Source organism: Bacillus shivajii, from assembly GCF_020519665.1.
In the GTDB taxonomy this organism is placed as follows: domain Bacteria; phylum Bacillota; class Bacilli; order Bacillales; family Salisediminibacteriaceae; genus Bacillus_CA; species Bacillus_CA shivajii.
Window position 1 is genome coordinate 3,784,859 of record NZ_CP084703.1, and the last position, 20,506, is coordinate 3,805,364.

The following is a 20,506-nucleotide window of genomic DNA, read 5'->3' on the forward strand; positions in this document are numbered from 1 at the left end:
ATCGCCTTTTTAACGGCAATTCTCTTATTGTTATTCAGTAATATTACTATCAATTCTAGTGTTTTTATGTTCTAAAATATAATCATTTGTAACTTTTACTATTCTCTCGCAATTTTTACTATCTACTTTATCAAAAATAGTATGCTTATTATTTTTAACATCATCTTTTTCTTTAAAATCATTTAATATTGCCTTTTCAATCTCGACAATTAATTCATTTTCATTATTTACAATCTCACCTAAAAAAGTTTCACTAACTGGCCGAAGAATCCCATTTTTAAAAAAGCTCTCTCGGTCAAAGTGATAATAAATGACTGGCTTAGACATAAATGTGTAGTCGAATGTCACGCTAGAATAATCAGTGATCATGAGACTGGTGGATTTCAATAAGTCTTGGACGTTCTCTTCCCCTAAGCCAATTACTTCAATGTTGTCATGATCAATAAGACAAAAATGGTCAAGATAGTGTTGCATCCGATAGTGAGGATAAAATTTTAACTTCACATTATTATTTTCTAGAACCGAGTGAAGATCTTTATTCATTAATAATGACTTAAACCTCTCAAAGTAGTCTGATTGTAAGAAGTCCTCTTCTGTACTTAGCCACTCTCTCCAAGTCGGAATAAGTAATATCGTTGGTTCCGTCTCATGGTTGGTTAATAAATTATCAAACCTAGATAATCCAGTCACTTTGACATCACTCTGGTGATACCCCATCTTTTCAACAACCATTTGTTTTTCCCCAGATGAACTCACACAAAACAAATCGAAAGGGTAATCATAATATTTTTTATGATACTCAACATTTTTACGGCCTAGTACACCATGTTGTAGGAATACCTTTAAAGCATTTTTATAGGACTCCATCGCAACTCCCTTAAACGGGAGCAAATACTCTAGATCATGTGAACCGAAAAAAGCTGTTGCATATAAACATTTTTCTATATGTTCATCACTGCCAATAAATAAAACATTCCCTAGAGGTTCGATATTCCTAATATCTTTTGAACTTGAATTAATAACATAGTACACCTCTTTATTTGGGTAGTTCTCTCTCAAATATTTAAAAAAATGATATCCTGTATCTTGAGCTGTATCCGGTCTCTCACCTACGATCCAAATATCTTTTGATAATTCATGCCGCCTCCATTTTTCATTAGCTTCATCTAACAAATGAAGCTGATGATTTGTATAACAATAAGTTTCAATTTTTATATTCCCTCGAGGAGTAAATGTTGCATAATATCCTTTCGCGAATTCCTTTCCTCTATCGACATATGATCCGGTAATACCGTCTTTATTGTATTCAAAATGTTGACAACCTAATTTCCTCTTCTTTGTAACTTCATGCGTTCTTATCATAATGTAAAAATCAATAATATCTTTATCTATATCGCGGAGTCCATCCAGTATATTTAAAGGGATAGAAACTTTAAATTGATGTTTATGTTTGAAAATAAATTTCGATAAAGGGTTACGCTTATGAACGGGAAAATATATTTCTTTTTCATTATTTCTCCCTTTAGCAATAATATATGTTTCTTGATTTTTAACCCTACTATAAGACAAACCTGTCGCAAATGCGCTCCCCGACAAATGCAAATAACCACTTTCAAAAAATATGTTCGTAACATCCCTTTGTAATGGAACTTCCCTAAATGTAAATGATAGTCTATTATGCACAGTAGAATAAAAGTAGGAATGATAAATAGAATTGTTTGTTTTATGTTCTTTCTTTGTACTTTCGGCTATCATTTTATCTCGAGTGCGAAATCTATAATGCAAGGATCTCCCTTTTGAAGTGACTTGTAAATAAACATCGTTAATTTTATTATGGGCTTTATCGACATTAAATAAATCCTCTTCATTTAATATACATTCAACAGCAATTCTCCCCTCCCTACCTTTAAATTCCTTAATGTTTGTCGGCACGTATATCTTCTTTTCAGAGTTACGTTCTCTAAAGAGCACTTCAAAGTTACTGTCTGCACCTACATATTCTGGGAGTTCTACCTCCCCTTTCATGATCAAACGTGTTTGTTCCCTAATCACATGAAAGTGATGTATTTTCAACGTTTCAGTTTGAGTCCGTATAGAAAGCACATTTTTTGAAGTTTTAAAAGGAAATAGCTTAATTACACCTTTTCTATCATCCGTTATTATTTGTGAGTCACTTTCCATTAATGAGCCACCCGAAGTTGCTGCCTTAAACAACTTTTCATCATGGGCGTCTCTTAAATAAAAATAAACGTTAGATAAACCGGACGAATATGCAAAACTATCAGTTGAAATATGAACATGCCACTTACCGTTTAAGTTTAAATTTAGCGGGATTTTTTTTACGAACCTCCCCTTCCTTTCTTTTATAACTATTCCTATCTCCTCCACATCTACCATATCTTGTAAAATTGGATAATGGACAGTTCCATGTACCATATACCCTGTTTCTGTCTTTTCAATATGTGTAACACAGTTAGGAAATGAGTGAATGTAAGAAAGTTTCTCTACCCGTGTTGCTTCTAAACTTAGTTTCCCATTCCTAGTTATAAAGGGGTATATAAGTTCTTTATTGTTCCGATCATAATAAAACTTCGAATAATCGAGTAAATTAGGATGGTATACACGAGTACGATACTTGATTTCCCTATTTCCATCAGAAAGAACGATATATATTTTCCATTTCCTTAAGAAGTCCTCTTCTGTTAAGTGTTTAAAATCAAACTTTAAAGAAGAAATGACCTTAATTTCCTTTGTTGATCTATCAACGATGCAATCAACACTTTCCATTAAATGGTTGTCGGTTTCCTTATTACTCCCTTGCTCATGGTTAACAACCTCTATGTAAGAGAACTGTTCTACTTTATTTAATTGCAGCTTCCGTGGTAATGAAGGAAGTATACAAGTCAACTCCATTTCATTATCATTAATAAGAGTGTCAACTAATTGAAATTTATATTTTTTTCGCCTTTCATTCAATTGATGAACAACTTTCCTATAAATGCGTCTAATGATATCACTTCGTTTTAAAAAGGGGAAGTTTTTCTCCTTTATCACTTCAATCATGATTTACCTCCTTTAATGGCAAGAAAACCTCACTAGATATTCTGGAATTTTCTTACCATGAACACTGTGCATGAAAGTAATAAAAAAGTTCGTTTTTAACTATACCCTTATGGCTAGTCCAAAAAAACCTTTTCCCCCTAGGTATATATGATTAATTTTTAGAACAAAAGTGCAAGCACGTTGTACACGAGCGTCAAGTGCTGCCTCTTCCTCTGCAAGCATTGCTTCGAAGTGTATCCTTTGAGGCAAACCGTAGATTACTTGTAATGTAAACGCTCTTTGGATTAACTGGCATGAATAAGTCGCTCAATACTTCAAATGACGGGGCGAAGCAACCTCGAGCGAAGCTGCAGCATTGAGTTTGTTTCCTTGCAGCTTTGCGACGAGTAAAACGAAGTAACGCAGGAGTCAAGTCGTCCACCGTTGTGCCTTTCTCTTAGAAGTAACAACTAGCTATTACTTATCCACAAGGACATATTTTATAATTTCCTAGACCACAAAAAAAGCATGGCCAATCGGCCACACTTTTTACCTGTTTTTTATTTCATTTACCACATTTTCAGCAATTGCTAAAGGACCTCCTACAATAGTAACCCTGTTAAAGTCGTTCATTAAATTCTTTGATACAGGTGGTAACTTATCTGTATCAGTAAGTATGATTGAATGTCCTCTTTTAGCTGCTAATACTGACCCAGTGAGTCCATCTACAAAATCTTCCCCGCTAACAACATAAGCATGGTCACGGTTTGAATTTAACTCACTTACAATCATTTCTGTTGTATCATATCTCGTACGACCTTCAAAACGCTGAGCATTTGGCATATCATTTGCTATAGAATCTGATATAACGAGGTCCCCACCAAGTAAAATCGTACGTTCCACATTATCTAAAACCTCTTTTGTTACATCTGGAATATTACTTTTATTTGTCAAGAGAATTGGAATTCCATTCTTAGATGCATATGGTGCAATCGCCATAGCGTCAGCAAAAGCATCAACATTAATAACAATTGCTTCTTCATGATTTCCATCACCAAGTCTGTCTGCAATCATCCTTGCTGTGTCAAAGCGCGTACGACCATCAATACGGTCAACATTTAATCCCATATCCTGCTCTAGTACTTTTTCGACACTATCATCAATAGCAAGGTGGCCACCTAAAATTACGACATTTTTTGCCCCTAAGCGTTTAATTTCCTGCTTCGTCTCAGGGCGTAACGTATTAGTTCTAGTTACTAACATTGGTGCATCCAATTGATAAGCTAACGGTGCTCCAGCTAATGCATCAGGAAACTCGTCTCCTCTAACAAGTACAACTGTATCTGATGTTCTCCAACCTTGCTGAGAAATTTTTGCAGCCGTCGAAAAACGAGTCTGACCATATTTTCGAATCGTTTCATTGCTATCTGTTAAATAACTAGATGCAACATATCCATTCTGCCCATTATATTCGACCGGATACCACACGAAATGGTTATTTGCATTGTTTTGGTATTTTCTTCCTCCAGTAATCGTTAATTCTGATCCCCATGGAATAGTCCCAATATTACTTCCACCTGGCTCATTCCTTAAGGTTAAAGAATTAGCCGTCGTTTTCACACGATCCCCTTTCTCATAAAGATGCTTTGTTCGATCGTGAGGCTTTGGAGTTTCATAATGCATGTTGGCACGGAAATCCATTACATTAGGATTATCTTTTCTAACACCGATATTTAACTGTCCGTCAGGAATTTGATAAACATGCAACAAACCATGGTTTTTCATATGGTCATAAATTCGGTTTTGATATGGGTACCCTGCTGGTGATTCGGGGTTACTTGGATCATTAATAATTCCAATGCCGTTATAAGCAACGATTGCAAAATACCAATTATCGATTGTCTTCCAATCTCCATCATTTACAACTGGAAGCAAATTATTTGTCCAGTTCCATTTATCTATTAGAATTTCTGCACCTTTTTTTATATTATATTCGATATCATACTTCAATTTACGCTCTTCATCAGGATTATTTTCTAGATATTCTTTTGTATGTGTAATTTGCATAATCCCTAGACCTCTACCATCAAAGCCTATTACTGGATCACCATTTGTATCAAACTGTCTCCATCTACTTTCCTGCCAAGCAATAGCTTTAAAGACTTCTGGAGGAATGTTGTATTCTATTGCTGTTTCAGTTAATAATCGATTAACCTCATCCCAGCTAGGGTTTGAATACGACTCTGCTGATGAAAAAATCCCAAACTCTGGCTCTTCTTGTTTAAAAGTTTTAGTATATTCAGCTATACTCATTTCTTCAGACTTGATTTCATTCAGTGATGATGAAGCCAAATCAAAATAAGAAACACCTACCTTGCTCGGTTCTGCTAAACTATCATTTTCTGAGTAAACGGGTGTTGAAATATGAAAATTCCCATTTTCTTCATCAAATTTCACCAATCCTCTTGATAACGGTTCTGAACTGTAGATAACCTCTAAGTCTTCTTCTGAAACATTGACAACGACATACTTTAATGTACTAGCACTACCATCATAACGATTTTCAATTAATAAATATGTACGATTGTCTACAGTGAATTCTGTTATTTTTTCAACGTAACCATATTCAATTTCGCTTACAACCTCGTTATTTTGCTTCACATAACTTACTTCGTCACTATTTTCTATTAAAAATTGCTTTTCAATAGAATGTGTATCAAACGTGTCGCTTACTACACGATCATAACTTTTTTCTTTATTGACATTCCAATCACTCCCACTAGACGCTTCCTGTAAAGTCGCAAAAGAAGTTGTGAAAATGATCACCATTGACAGAATAAATAATAAATTAATATTCTTCATTATAATATTGCCTCCTAACTAAAATTCCATAAACGCGTTCTACATGAATATTTAAACCGCACCTCCCTTACCGTCTCTTATTCTAGCAATCTAACAACCCAAAAATTTATAAATATACTAGTGGTCATTATTAGTTCATATGTTTTGCTTATCTATTAATGCAACTGAAATTACTATAATCCACATTTTATATCATTTTTTTACAATTTCAAATAGGTATATAGCATGTAATGAAATTGTAAAAAATGCTATAATTGTTGTCATAATCGGAAATATAAACCATTCGATAAATTTCTACTTAATATTACTATATTCGTACTATTTATAAACTATTTTGTTGAAGTATAATGTATAATGTAAGAATTATTGATTTTAGAGGTGGAGAGGAGAGAAAATATGCAATATGCAAAAGTTTATAATCTTTTTTAAGATTTCCTTAATATTTTTGTTGGCGCTTGGGCTAATCCCTATTGAAACTAAAGCAAACTCTACTAACGATTCTGATAATACAGTTAATGCACAAAGTGTCGCGAACCCAGCTTCAATATCAAGGATTGATGGAGCTAATCTATACGAAACCTCAGCCTTGATTTCATCCAAAGGTTGGTCTCAAGCCGACACTGTAATCATTGCAAGAGGAGATCGCTTTTCAGACGCATTAGCAGGAGTTCCATTAGCTGCCAAATACGATGCCCCTTTACTTTTATCAAGAAATAACCGCTTAGATTCATTTACAAAAAATGAACTTCAGCGATTAAGTCCAAAAAAAGTAATCATTTTAGGGGGACACCTAGCAATTGAAGAAAGTGTTGAAAACGACATAAGAGCTTTAAATATTCAAGTAGAAAGATTAGCAGGCAACAATATGCATGATACAGCCGAGCTCATAGCCAATGAGGTAGCTCCCAACGGTTCAGAAAAAGCTTTTATTGTGACCGATTCGAGATTTGAAGATGCTCTATCGATCGCTTCATATGCAGGTGTTAATGAGATTCCAATTCTTTTAACAGAAAAAGATTCACTCCCTCAACAAACAAGCCAAGCTTTATCAGAGCTAGATGTTGAAAAAGTCTATGCATTAGGGGGAGACCTAGTAATAAGTGAAAGTGCATTAAGTCAAATAAATGTTGACTATGAAAGAATATACGGACAAACACGGTTCGATACAAACACTAAAGTACTTAATAGGTTTAACTTAAATTCAAACAAAGCTTATATCGCTACGTCTGACCGATTCCCAGATGGCCTTTCAGGTGGAGCGTTAGCAGCCAAACAACGAGCTGACGTCGTTCTCGTTGGAGACAATATTCATCAAACAACAGAAAATCACTTATTATCTAAAAGTTATCGTGACCTTTTCGTCCTTGGTGGTGAACTTGCAGTCAATTCTAAAGTTTACGGGGATCTGCACACGATCTTAGAAGACCCCACTAAAACAGTTTTTAGATTGGGAGACTACCATAGTAAAGTTATAGAGTTAAGGAATTCACTAGCTGATGCAGGATATTCTACGAGTGACCAACCAAAAAACTACTTTGGCCCAAGTACTCGAACAGCAGTCACAGACTTCCAACGAGATAGTGGAATTACAGTTGATGGGGTTGCTGGTCCACAGACATTCTCAACTTTAAGAGAGGCAGTTTCTAACCAAAAAACTTATGGTTATGTCTCAGTCTCAACTACCTTAAATGTTAGAAGTGGTCCAGGTACAAGTTATAGTATTATTGATTCATTATCTAACAATACGAAAGTAGAAATTTTAGAGACAACGAGTAACGATTGGCATAAGATTGGATATGACGGTAAAATTGGTTATGTATCTGCACAATTTGTAGAGTTGGTGATACCTTCAGATGGATCTCTTGAAGGGAAAAAAATAATCCTTGACCCAGGTCACGGGGGATCTGACCCAGGCGGTATTGGAAATGGAATTATTGAAAAAGATTTAGTGCTAGATATCTCTTTAAAAGCTAGACAAATCTTAGAAGACGCTGGTGCTACAGTAATAATGACAAGGACAGATGATACTTATTTAACCTTGTCACAACGATCAACTTTAGCAAACAGCTCAAGTGCTGATATTTTCATCAGTGTTCACGCCAACTTATTTAATGGGGTAGTACAAGGTACTGAAACTTTTTGGCACGGAAGGTATGAAAGATCAAGAAGTATTAGTTTAGCCAACTCTATTCAAGATAGTGTTGTTGAAAAAATGGGCACTCGTTACCGTAGAGTTGCTGAAGGAAATTTCCATGTCGTTAGAGAAACAAAGATTCCAAGTACACTATTAGAAGTAGCCTTTATGGATCACCCAGATGATGCAGCAAAGCTTAAACAAAGCAGTTATAGACAAAGAGCAGCTGAAGGGATTTATGAAGGTGTGCTAAATTACTTTAAATAGGTTCATAATGCTTTAAACAAAAAACGTCCTTGTACAATTGTGCAAGGACGTTTTTTTCTTCATCTATATAGAGCTATTGGTTATGACCCTACTGACTAAATCTAAAACATATCGACTTCCACTGCTGTTCTATACTTCTTCAATCATTACAGCTAACCTATGTTTATAAGAATCATCAGACGGTTAAAATATATAACACATATTTTTTGAAAGTTTGTGAACATTTTTTTAAATATAACATAATTCATCAAAAAGTGATATAATATAATTATTGTAATTCGACATTTTGAGATACTATTCTCCTATTTTTTTATAGGAAATAGTACTATGTATTTTCATGTCTTTTTAACGATAATAGTTGTATAGGTTGTTATACATATCCAATTCTTGTTACAAAGGTGGCAAAAGTTTATGGTCTTTAATATGTTACGAAAAAGAAAACTACAATATGCAACGCACATTGAGTGCCCTCAATGCGAAGCAACAACTGCTGTTGACGAATGGAACAAAATTGTAAAAGACGTTTATGGGCCTCAATCTCCAGATGTTCGTCTTTCTGCAACAAACAAAAGCAACACCTTTCCATATCAATGCCCAGAGTGCAATACTGGTTATTCCGCTCACAAGCTACACTTTGTTGGGAATAAAGAAAGAAATGAAGAACTTGAAGCTTATCAAGTCTCAAGATAACCATACTTTAACATAGTAGGTTAGCTTAATTAGTGATTACTGAAAAACTGCAAGCACTCACTTCCTATTACATCGTAGAAAAATGACAACATCATGATAAAAAGAACTATAAATTCCCCCTATTATATAGGGGGGATTTACGTTGTTGCCTTATTTTATTTTACTATCACTCGCCATAAAATTGTGAAGCTACTACATCACTCCACAACTCATGTCCTGCTTGAGTAGGCATCCAGTCACTTACGTAAGTTAATAGCTCTTCATCATCAATTCCTGGCCATTTCTCCCAATGATCAATAACAGTCAAACCACGCTCTATTGCTAACTGTAAAAAATCATCTACTTGACCAGGATAATAATTACTAGGAATCGGGTGTGAAGGCTGAATAATCACAATAGTATCTGGATTTTCTGACTTAAACGCTTCTTTTATCATTAGTATATTATCGAACCCCGTACTAAAATGAACTTGCGAATTATTATCATTCCAATTAAACGATTCGATGATTAAGATATCCGGTTGATTTGTTGCAGCTTCAACATGCTCATTATTAAGGATCACATCAGTACTACTGTTATACCCATATGAAAATGTCTCCACTTGAAATAATTTTTGACCATAAACTTCATTTAAATTTTCTTCTAATAATTCAGGCCATGGAGTGACCTCTTCATCTTGAGAATCAACTAATGCACGAGAGCCAAAAGTCGCAACTTTAATAAGTTCATTCGCCTCATACTTTTGATTGATAAGTGATGTCATTTCTTCAGGTAAATTTTTCGTTAAAAACGACAATTCACTATCTTCTTCTGTTCCTTCTGGCAAATCATCAAACGCTTCACTTTCTTCTAATCCTTGTTTAGTATTCGTATCATTGCTTATGCTTGCTTGTGCGTCTGTTGAAATATTAGATAACTTGTTTTGATAATAAGTACGTCCACTAATAATAGCTACGATGGAAATAATTACAACAATCATGACTAACCATTTAGACATATTTGATACTCCTCTTATACAATTTTAAACTGGAGACTTCCAATTTCTCATAAATCGTTTACCAACCATTCACTATTTTACTACAAAATTTAACAGATTCATAGGTTCCAAAAACCAATCGTGCCTATTCAACCTTAATCTATTCATTGCTGCTTCCTTCCCCCTCATCATAATAAAACAATTAACTCTCCCATATATTCATGAATCAAAAATTACATCCTTTAATATTCCAGAATAGTTCGGATGTAAAAACTGGGTATATTCATTAATAGAGCATAAGTAGTAACAATCTCCCGCTAATAAAGCTTCAAAAAAACACGCTTCTTCAGATACAAATGGGCTATTCTAAATGTAAAAACAGCTAACACCTTCAACAAATAAAACGAGTGCTCTTTTTCTCAGAAAAAACTCTACAAATGCTTCAGGCTTTCGAGTAAGCTAATGACACCATAACGAAACGATACCCATGCCAACTAATCATACGTCCAATTTAAGCTAAATTCTCGTATGAGAAGCAGAATTCTTAACTTTTACAATGGCAAACAGCCTTGTTTCAGTATATACATTCTATACTTTGTCAACAATGTGAATATATTTTTATAGGAAGGAATGTATCTTCATGAAACAATTAATCATCTCATTAACAGCAATATTAATCTTTGCTATTTTATTTATTGGAGGAAGTCAGTTCATTATTAATAAACAGTATCAACCAAGTTCTGATGATATAGCTTTACATGATACCTACGATAACAATGTAAATTCGGGGAGTCACATACATTTATCCGAACACGAAATTACTCAAGCATTTGAAGTGAAATTCTCTACTCTTCAAGTCGAAGCAGAAGAACAACTTGCCAAATTTGTTCAAACAGCTATAAATGACATACAAGAACAAACCAAAGATGGCGGAACTTTATCATTATTGTCATTATATCGAAACTACTATAATGAAGCGAGATCGTTAGAAAGCGAGATCGACGATCGGTTCGAGGAGAAATACGCTCTCTTTGCAAAAACCTTACAAAAAAATGGCCACTCATCTGAACAAGCGGACATCACAAAAGAAAAATATGAACAATTCAAATCTGAGTATTTAAACGGGTTATTAGATAAAGTGTTGGAATATATGTAACCGGTTGAATGAAACAGTGATCAGCCATGCATGCGGTGTATAAACAATCAACAAAAACAAGTCTGACCCCTATCATAACAATATGATCATGATTGTACATACACCCCCAAGCATAATGGTGCCTGGCACCGTTATGCTTGGGGGTGTTTTTTTATGCGACTGGGTCACGCTCCAATTACGCTTAAATCCAGTCATTCACTTTATGTTGAGATTCTTGCTGCTTCTTCTATAAACTTATATAACTCTCTTAAATTCACTGAATTTACTGGACTGAAATAATCGGCGTAAAGAAAAACTTGAATCTTATCATGCTTCTCTAGGCTCTTGATATATAGCCCTGAGTAGCGCGAACCATTCTTTCGCTCAGGTAAATGTAACCGATACATCAGTTCTTCCATCTGATATAAATTATTATTAACATATAACTTTATGTACAATTTAGATTTTGTTACATCTACCTCCCCAATTTCTACGCTATGTCTGTTAAACACTATAAATCCATTCTCTTTCTTTTTCGATGGTTCTGTATAGCTACCGAAATATCCTTCTATTCTACCCTGGATTTCTAATGCTAACTCTTCTTTCCTCAAGAAAAGTCCCTCCCCAAAAATATCATTGCATTGCTACGTTTAGGCTAAATATACTAGTACTTACGACATCAATTATAATACTATAGTACTAATTTAGCAAAATAAATGTAACAAAAATGATAATTTTTGGTAAAAAACAACGTAAAACAAGGCTATCTATTATTTTCCCCTACAATTTCTCTCTTAACCTTTGAATTCCAGCCTTACATACACCATAAGACAACCAGCTGCACCCTTTACATAACGTATCTAAATCATCTGGTTTCACTCTTTGAGCTGTCCATTCTACCAACTTACTCTTCCGATAAAGCTTATCCTTTTCTAACTGAAGGTGATCAATACCCCTCCTATCCATCGCCTTTACATGTTCATCTGATTGTTCACTTGCAATGCACTTTGTCTCGCCATTGTGGGGGCAAGCGCCACATGCTTCGTCTAAGTCGACACGCACCCTTATCGCAAAGTCTTTCTCTTCATCACGAATGTCATCTACAATCTCTTGCATTTTCCGGACAAAACCAGGACTATACCCCATTCCTTGGAATCCATGCACACATAACAGGTGGTGGCCGCGCAACGTTCGCTCCATCAAACACCTACCCCCTTCAATTACAATTTATACCATTTTAACATACAACCATTTTATTTTTCTCTTTTTATCTATATATTTATTACACTACCATTTTCATATTTACTGTCGAAATAATGTAAACTCTTGTTGTAAAATATGAAATATGTTCTATAATTATGGTATAAAGTGGTATCCGCATAGCGAATACCTCTTTTTTATTAGTCAAATACACATAGGAGGGTTAGCCCATGTCAGATTTACAATCAAAAATGGGAGAAGGGTTATCAAAACTTCAAGGAGGAATTGAGCAAGGGAAACAAAAGCTTCAAACTGCCCAACAAATTCATAAGCTTAAGCAAGAACAACAAAAAATAACGAATGAAAAGGCCGATCTTCTCTTACAACTAGGAGAAGAAGTTTACCGTAACATTCGCCGAGGTGATAATGAGAAAACACCTTACGAAAACCAAGTTAATTCAATTGTAGAAAGAGATCATTCTTTATATCAATTAGGATTACAAGTGGAAGAGCTTCAAGCACAACAAGAAGAGCATAGGTGTGAATGCGGTTCGGCGGTTCAAGAAACAGATAAATTCTGTGGAAGCTGTGGAAAAGAAGTACAACAACCTTCTGCGGAAAATGACGAAGAGCAAAAGGTGTGCCCTACTTGCGAAACAGAAAACAATGGATCGCACGCTTTTTGTGTGTGCTGTGGAATGAAATTTGTATCGGCAGCTGTCCATACATAATACCCATCTGTTATCTTAGCAAAAAACAATTTATAAGAAATACTATTTAATTCTCTACAAAGGAGTTGTATTCATGCATTGTGTTCATTGCGGAAATGCATTTAGTCCAAACACGCAATATTGCCCAAATGACGGGTATTTGTTAAGAAAAAATCAAGGAAAAACAGCCGTCCAAGCTCACCAAGCTTCTCATTGCAGATCATGTGGAACAAGTTTGTCGAATCAAGAAAATTATTGTACCGACTGTGGAACTTCTTCATATACACAAAAGATCCAAACATCTAAAACTTCAGGGACAACTCATGAAAAACGACAGGCAGCTATGTCTGACCAAGTAAACTTCCAAGAACTTTCTAACATCAGCTCGTGGATGTCTCACTTAAAACCTGCGGGAATATTAGCTGGTGTATCTGTTATTTTTGTCTTCATTTTAAGTCTTATTGTATCTAATCGAATCGCCTCTGCAGTACAGACGGGTGATCCAATGATGGACGCATTTATTGAGCCCCAACTTCTAAATACCTTACTTATTTTACACACCGTTCCTTTTTCATTTTGGGGCGAAGCATTAGACTTCTTTGGTGGAAGTATGAGTATGAGCTTTCGCATTGGCTTAATTATTGCCATTTTACTTGTTGGCTTAATGTTGATGATTGCTGGGTTTATTGTATCAAAATTCCAAGCATCAATGAGTCAATTGTCACTTATCCAAACGACATTATTAGGGGCAGCATTTTACGGCCTTTTCCTTGCGATTTTATCCCTGTTTGTCAGTCAATCTCACGGTGGATCAATGGGAGACTTTAGTATGGAAGTGAGTTTTTCGTTTTCCTTCTTCGCATCGCTATTCTTTGGTTTTATCCTTTTTACCTTCTTTACCTTCTTAGGTGCTTCAATCGAGAAAAGAGTAACCAGTGGTGTGAGCAGCTCAGACAACGTAAGTTTTCCTATTAAATTATCAGTTATTGCCTTTTCGATTAGTTTTGCGGTAATTCTACTATTTACTACAATTTATGCTTGGAACTCAGAAGCAATTACTGAATTAAGAGAATTTGAGGGTAGCGGCTTAGCCTTTTTAATAGCTACTCAGTTTGCTGCTTATATGGTCTCATTGGCTCATTTCAGCCCATTTCAACTTAATATTTTCGGTATTGAAGAACATGCCAAATCAATTTGGCTTTTCTCTTCGGAAAGTCGTAATGAGATGCTTGCTGAATTGGGACTTGCACGGTTTGACATACCGTTAATGATGATGTTCCTTGTGCCTATAGCGATCTTCGTTTTACTTGGTCGGAAATTAAAAGAAGTTTACCGAAGTGAAAACATTCAAGCCCTTCTTATAGCAAGTGTGACTTATGCAGTTTGTATGGGTACATTTGCGATGCTAACGAAAGTTGAGCTGAGTGGCGGCTTAGGCATTTTAGGCGGTGGATTGGACGGAAATATTTCGGCCGGCTTCCCTATAATTAGAACATTTATTATTAGCTTCTTGTTTGCTGCTATCTTTACTTTTGTTGGTATGAAGACTTTAAATGTAGAGGGTGAAAAATAAATGGAAAGATTTTGTACGCAATGTGGGACGAAATCTACGGGGCTAGATGAATGTCCCAGTTGCGGAAACAAACTAAATACAAAAATAGAAAATAAAAACACAGGTAAGACCTTTTCTTTTTCAAAAAAGCAGAAAGTGATTGGAGGTATTTTAGCCGGTGTACTTCTCTTAGGCTTTGTTGCTAATCAAGTGATTTCGTCTCTTACAAGCCCTGAGCGTGCCGTTGATCAGCTCATTACTGCTATTAACGAAGAAGACAGTGTGGAACTAGCAGCGTTGTTAAAGCCTGCCACTTCATCATTAGAAGTGACAGAAGAAACTATACCTCCGTTAATAAAACTAATAAAAAATGAAACGGCGACGATAGACCATATTGAACGAGATTTAAATGCTCAATTAACATCCATCAATGGTGCTTATGCTAGTGAGGCTGAAGAGGTATTTTCTCAATACGGGACCATGTTTTCTTTAGAGGAAAAAGATGGTTTGTTCGGTGGTTATCATTTTGTCATCGAGCCTCAATACTTAAATTTATCATCAAATTATGAAGGTACAGAGATCTCAGTCAATGGTGAACATGTGCACACGACGTCTATTGACTCCGAGTATACTGAATATGGACCTCTTGTTCCTGGAATTTATGAAATTGAAGCAATATTTGAAGGTGAATACACGACACTATCAGACTCACAAAACATTTCTCTTTATGTTCCAGGTGATTATCCAAATCCAGTAGATGCTGGGATCTATTTAAGTGGAGAATACATTCGTGTCGAAGGTAACTTCTCAGAAGCTGAAGTGTATTTGAACGGGGAGTCAACAGGAGCAACACTATCTGAGTTATATGAACTCGGTCCAGTTCCGACAGATGGTTCCTTAGAGATCTTCACTTCTTTAGACCTTCCTTGGGGAACAGCACAAAGTGAAACGATTGCTATTGAATCACCTGGGGGCTATTATTTCGAAATTGACGTGATGGATAGTGATGTTCAAGAAACACTTATTGAAACTATCAACAATTATGGTCATACATCTGCTTTGGCAACCATGGAAAGAGATTCTAGTTTAATCGAAAATGCGACGCATAATCTGCTTGCTGAACGGGAAGAAACGATCGAGTCCATGATTGAAGATGAGCGCCTTTACGATGTGCTAGAAATGATACGTTCCTATGATGCTGATGGGTTCGACGTTTTTCTTGATAGCGATCAGGAATGGAATGCACATGTTGATCTGCAAGTTGATTTTCTATCGATTTACTACGATGAAGAGGATTCGTTAGATGAAGTCGAACACGATTGGAGTACATCAACATGGCGTTATGGGCTCATATATGATGCCAACGAGGACAAATGGCTCATTGATGACATGCACAATCCATGGTCTGGCTGGTTTAGCTCCTTCTCACCAGCAGAGACCATCGATTTTGAATATCAATTTTAATTTGTGTAAATACCAACTGGCACCCTTATGATTATCTATCGAAGGGTGCCAGATTTATGTCATTCATCGTTTCTTTATCTGTATGGCGCCATCCTTGCACAAGCTAAAAATTTGATGTTATCTTCACCTATATCGTTTACCTTTTAACATTTTATGGCTACAATAGTGCCAGTTATTTGACTCTTAACGGCAAAATTCGCTCCAGCAGACCTACACCCTTTCTCAATTATTTCCACTATTTTAACATACGTATGCGATCTAGTTATTTAGACCATAATAGTAACGACTAGTTTCATAGAATAAAAATATGTCATAAAAGCTTGAAATTTAGTTAAACAAACGTTTATTTAAAACAAACGATTCAACGTATTTCTACATTTTCCTGAAAATTTCACTCCCCATATAAATCACTTTGACGAATCATCAATAAACATATTGTCACTTTTTTGATATGATGACGGTAAGAATGAGTTAGGAGGAACCACCATGTCAAAAGTAAAACGCAATGACCCTTGTCCTTGCGGTAGTGGAAAGAAGTATAAAAAGTGCTGTGCCAACAGTAATGTTATATCTTTTCCTACACACCTTGTTCGAGAGGAAGTCATTGAAGCACAAGAAAAAATCTTGCACTTTGCCTTTACAGAATATGATAATGAGCTCATGAAATTCACCACCATCGAGCTTGGACCGTTAACTGATAACGAGGACTTGAATGATGCCATTATGTTTCATACGACGATTTGGGCGATTTTCAACTATCCGCTCGTTCAAGATAAAGAGACGATCTTTGACGTTTTTATGAATAAGAAAGCAAAGCAATTTAAACGTCCGCAAACAGTAGAAACGATTTCGAAATGGCATTCGTTAACGCCTGTAATCGGTCGAGTAAAAACGATTAACGGTACGAACGCTGAAGTGGCGAGTGTCTATACGAATGAAACATATAATCTAGATTTACATGCCCATGATATACCGGCCGAAAAAGACTTGATGATCTTCTTCCCTATTGATATCCAAGGAACAACTGAAGTTTTCACGTCTTACATACACATCCCTCATCAAGTAGCAAATGCTTGTTTGGGTCGAGTTGAAGAAGAAGTACAATTGGTTCAACAAGAGGAGGATCCGTCTCTTACTGCGCACGAATACCTAACAGAAAACTTCCCGCAATATTTGATGACCATCTTTGATGATGAGCCAGCAGTACTTGAAAATGAAATCCAATGGGATGACCCACGCCATGAAATGGTCGGCCAGCTTTTAGCGCAAAAAATGAGTGAACATTTCCTTCCTGAGCATATCGTCCTTGCCGAACACCTTTGGCATGTGTATTGTCGAAAAACAATGCCAGCGCCTAGAAAATTAGGAGGATATGCCGCTGCGGTTGAATACTTAGTTGGGCAATTACCAACGAACTCACCGTCGTTTACACAAAAAGAAGTTGCTGAAAGGTATGAAGTAAGTCCTGGCACTGTTTCAAGCCGTTTTCGCGAGATGGAAAACGCCATTAAAGACGAAATTCATCAGATAGTAAGTGGCAACTATGATGGTTCAACTCCCCCTCCTCCAGGGAGCATGAATCCCGAACGGACCTTGCGAGAAGTAGAACAACTGTTACAATCGCAGGAATTTGAGACAGAGGAGGACCTACACGAGTTTTTAAACAATCAATTAAACAAGCCAATGGCACCATCTGACAAACAGACGGACGAAGAAAAAGCGCAAGATCTGTTATTTGACGCGATGGACACGTTTGGAGAACTAAGGGAGAAGCTCATCGAACAAGCGTTAGAGCTTGATCCAGCATCACCTGATGCTTACACCATGTTAGCTGAAGAAATGACCGATCCGATTGAAGCCCTTTCTTGTTTCAAAAAGGCAATGGATTTAGCCTATGAAAAAATCGGACAAGAAGAATTTGAAGAAAACAAAGGTCATTTCTGGGGATTCGTTTCAACAAGACCTTACATGCGTGCAAAACTAGGTTATGCTGAAACCTTATATTCTATTGGTCAAATGAAAAAAGCGATCTCCGAATTTGAAGAGATGCTTGCGCTAAACCCGAATGACAATCAAGGAATTAGGTATTTACTATGTACGGTCTACATCGAGGAAAACCAATTAACGCAAGCAAAGAAGCTACTTGATCAATATAAAGATGATGAAACCGCTCACTTTAACTATCAACGAGTACTCATCGAATATTTATCGAATGGCCAAACAAAAAAATTGGATAAACTGATGGAAAAAGCGCTCAGACAAAATTATAAAGTCCCCATTTATTTGCTAGACCTTTATAACACTCCACCAGTGAACAATGGTTATATTGGTTACGGTGATGAAACGGAAGCTTATGATTATGCCCTCAAATCAAAGCACTTATGGGAAGACCACGTACCGTTGATGGACTTTTTAAGACACAGCGCCGCAAACATCAATATTTGATGCCCTAAGCTAGAAGCTATCGAGCTTCTAGCTTTTTTGGTGTCGTTACACTTTCTTACAAATACGATTATTTTGGGGGCAATACGATCAACTCTGGGTGGAATACGATCAACTCCTTACTATTACAGTCAACTTTTTGCAAAATACGGTCAACCTCTTTCTAAATACAGGCAACTTCAATTGAAATACAGGCAACCTTGCAAAATACGAGCTACTCCCTTTCTAATACAATCAACTTTTTGCTAATACAAGCAACTTTTCTTTTAATACAATCAACCTCATTACCAATACAACCAACTTCGGAGGAATCCCCCTCCTGCTACTCGGGCAAGCAAAAGCGTGCGGATCCCACTGAGCCCGCACGTTTTTGCTCTGATTGCTGACATTATTGCATCATTTTTTCCGTATGTTGCTTCATCATGTCAGCCGATTTATGAATATATCCTTTTTCATATGCTTCCTCTAATAGCATGACTTGATAGTTCGTATGGTTACGGTGATGAACATAGGTTGGCAAAATCGACGGGGACGTTAATTTCAATTGCTCGTCCTCCCCTTGAACAATTTTTTGCACCTTTACTTTGCCTATCCCTCCTATATCCTTATACTCAAATTGCTGACCAGATAAAAAGTTCCCTAATGAGTAAAAAACGATCGCCTCTCGTCCATAGCGATCCTTTAACCTTTCAATCGGTTGTATAACATGTGGGTGGTGGCCGAAGATAATATCTGCTCCTGCTTCGACAAACTCCTGAGCCAATGATCTCTGCCCATGATTGGGGGTTCTCGCATACTCATCACCCCAGTGCGCATGGACAACAACAATATCTACCTCTTCACGCATACCTTTAATATCTGCAACTACCTTTTCCCTGTCGAGTAGTGCGACGGCATACTCATGTCCATGTGGGATTGGAATTCCATTTGTTCCATATGTATAAGATAAAACCCCAATCAAGATGTCATTCACGTCAAAGATTCGCTTTTCGTTGCGATCACCTTCATTTTCGTATACGCCGACATAAGGCATACCAACTCTTTTTAGATGGGAAATTGCACTGTTTAAACCGTTGAGACCTCTGTCCAGTGAATGATTGTTCGCCATCGATAACAGATCGATGCCTACTGTCTGAAGATTATCGATGATTTGACTTGGGCTATTAAAAGCAGGGTATGTTGACAAGCCAATTTCTGTTCCACCAGGCATCGATTCTTGATTTGCCATTGTAAAATCGAGTTCCGACAAATACGGCTCGATTTTTTCTAGCATCGGTAAAAAGTTATAGCCATCCGCAGTTTTTGCATCATTATAGACTATAGCATGTAACAAGACGTCACCTATCGCACCAATATCTGCTTCATAAATTAATTGCCGTTGTGTTGTTCCTTGTCTACTCCCACCTGTAAACGCACGATTGGCAACATGAGATTTCGCCGTTAACTCTTGTGAGGTGAATTTGTTAACGACTGGCGCAGTTATTGTTGACAATGGGACGTGGTGGTAAACGATACGATAAGAAAAACAAATCCTACGATCAATAATACGTGTTTGTTTTTCACTCTCATTCCCCGCTTTTTTTCTATGTAATACCTTTACTTTTTCATTATCTCCCCCCAATTTATCCACATTATTTAAACAAGAAGTGTTATCATCAAGAAAGTTTGGAGGGAATGAAATGGGAAAAAAGAAGAAACAGCGAAAAGCAAAAAAGGATGTTCATACGGAGGACTTTGGATCATGTACCTTTTATTGCAAAACGTGTGAAAAAGAATTTGATGTAGAATGGCAAACGATTTTTGATATTCAAGAATGTACGCATGGTTACGTCGGTTTTCACACAAATGATGTCTATATATCTTGCCCAGATTGTGGAGAAATTGCTAGCGACGACGATTATGATGACATTGACCTGAACGTAATTTTAAATAGCTAGGTACTGACTTTTAGGTAAGTGCCTCCACAGCCTCTTTTCGATTTATCTCCGCAACGTGACCAATCCCTTCGATAGTTACCTTTCTCCTCAATTTA

At 36.4% G+C, this 20,506-nt stretch carries 14 protein-coding genes; 8 read left to right on the forward strand and 6 right to left on the reverse strand.

Going from position 1 to position 20,506, the window contains the following annotated elements:
- Positions 1 to 30 precede the first annotated feature (30 nt).
- Positions 31 to 3,063: a CDP-glycerol glycerophosphotransferase family protein gene (locus tag LGQ02_RS18350; RefSeq protein WP_226515729.1), complete on the reverse strand. Its 3,033-nt coding sequence runs from the start codon at positions 3,061 to 3,063 to the stop codon at positions 31 to 33.
- A gap of 528 nt (positions 3,064 to 3,591) precedes the next feature.
- Positions 3,592 to 5,904 carry a cell wall-binding repeat-containing protein gene (locus LGQ02_RS18355; RefSeq protein WP_226515730.1) on the reverse strand — a complete coding sequence of 771 codons (2,313 nt, stop codon included), beginning with the start codon at positions 5,902 to 5,904 and terminating at the stop codon, positions 3,592 to 3,594.
- A 403-nt stretch (positions 5,905 to 6,307) separates the two neighbouring features.
- Here LGQ02_RS18355 and LGQ02_RS18360 point away from each other — a divergent pair, with 403 nt between their 5' ends.
- Together LGQ02_RS18360 and LGQ02_RS18365 are read left to right on the forward strand one after the other, a co-directional pair.
- Complete coding sequence (locus LGQ02_RS18360; RefSeq protein WP_226515731.1) at positions 6,308 to 8,305, forward strand: N-acetylmuramoyl-L-alanine amidase; 1,998 nt, start codon at positions 6,308 to 6,310, stop codon at positions 8,303 to 8,305.
- A 411-nt stretch (positions 8,306 to 8,716) separates the two neighbouring features.
- Complete coding sequence (locus tag LGQ02_RS18365; protein WP_226515732.1) at positions 8,717 to 8,995, forward strand: hypothetical protein; 279 nt, start codon at positions 8,717 to 8,719, stop codon at positions 8,993 to 8,995.
- 166 nt (positions 8,996 to 9,161) lie between these two features.
- On the opposite strand, the gene LGQ02_RS18370 is transcribed toward LGQ02_RS18365, so the two are convergent.
- On the reverse strand, positions 9,162 to 9,992 hold the full coding sequence (locus LGQ02_RS18370; protein WP_226515733.1) for an SGNH/GDSL hydrolase family protein: 831 nt from the start codon (positions 9,990 to 9,992) through the stop codon (positions 9,162 to 9,164).
- 619 nt (positions 9,993 to 10,611) lie between these two features.
- Here LGQ02_RS18370 and LGQ02_RS18375 point away from each other — a divergent pair.
- The gene (locus LGQ02_RS18375; RefSeq protein ID WP_226515734.1) at positions 10,612 to 11,127 is read left to right on the forward strand and encodes a hypothetical protein; all 516 of its coding nucleotides are present in this window, start codon (positions 10,612 to 10,614) and stop codon (positions 11,125 to 11,127) included.
- Positions 11,128 to 11,327: 200 nt separating this feature from the next.
- Here the strand turns inward: LGQ02_RS18375 and LGQ02_RS18380 are convergent, their stop codons facing one another.
- Positions 11,328 to 11,717: a hypothetical protein gene (locus LGQ02_RS18380; RefSeq protein WP_226515735.1), complete on the reverse strand. Its 390-nt coding sequence runs from the start codon at positions 11,715 to 11,717 to the stop codon at positions 11,328 to 11,330.
- A gap of 169 nt (positions 11,718 to 11,886) precedes the next feature.
- Positions 11,887 to 12,306, reverse strand: coding sequence for a DUF1284 domain-containing protein (locus LGQ02_RS18385; RefSeq protein WP_226518372.1), 420 nt, complete (start codon positions 12,304 to 12,306; stop codon positions 11,887 to 11,889).
- A gap of 230 nt (positions 12,307 to 12,536) precedes the next feature.
- Between LGQ02_RS18385 and LGQ02_RS18390 the strand changes: the two genes are divergently transcribed.
- The 4 genes from LGQ02_RS18390 (at position 12,537) to LGQ02_RS18405 (ending at position 18,477) form a co-directional block, all read left to right on the forward strand.
- On the forward strand, positions 12,537 to 13,037 hold the full coding sequence (locus LGQ02_RS18390; RefSeq protein ID WP_226515736.1) for a zinc ribbon domain-containing protein: 501 nt from the start codon (positions 12,537 to 12,539) through the stop codon (positions 13,035 to 13,037).
- Between the two features lie 73 nt (positions 13,038 to 13,110).
- Complete coding sequence (locus LGQ02_RS18395; RefSeq protein WP_226515737.1) at positions 13,111 to 14,589, forward strand: hypothetical protein; 1,479 nt, start codon at positions 13,111 to 13,113, stop codon at positions 14,587 to 14,589.
- Positions 14,590 to 16,032, forward strand: coding sequence for a zinc ribbon domain-containing protein (locus LGQ02_RS18400; protein ID WP_226515738.1), 1,443 nt, complete (start codon positions 14,590 to 14,592; stop codon positions 16,030 to 16,032).
- A 486-nt stretch (positions 16,033 to 16,518) separates the two neighbouring features.
- The gene (locus LGQ02_RS18405; RefSeq protein WP_226515739.1) at positions 16,519 to 18,477 is read left to right on the forward strand and encodes a tetratricopeptide repeat protein; all 1,959 of its coding nucleotides are present in this window, start codon (positions 16,519 to 16,521) and stop codon (positions 18,475 to 18,477) included.
- Between the two features lie 385 nt (positions 18,478 to 18,862).
- Here the strand turns inward: LGQ02_RS18405 and LGQ02_RS18410 are convergent, their stop codons facing one another.
- On the reverse strand, positions 18,863 to 20,095 hold the full coding sequence (locus LGQ02_RS18410; protein ID WP_226515740.1) for a CapA family protein: 1,233 nt from the start codon (positions 20,093 to 20,095) through the stop codon (positions 18,863 to 18,865).
- Between the two features lie 58 nt (positions 20,096 to 20,153).
- Here LGQ02_RS18410 and LGQ02_RS18415 point away from each other — a divergent pair, with 58 nt between their 5' ends.
- Positions 20,154 to 20,411 carry a hypothetical protein gene (locus tag LGQ02_RS18415; protein WP_226515741.1) on the forward strand — a complete coding sequence of 86 codons (258 nt, stop codon included), beginning with the start codon at positions 20,154 to 20,156 and terminating at the stop codon, positions 20,409 to 20,411.
- Positions 20,412 to 20,506: the final 95 nt, after the last annotated feature.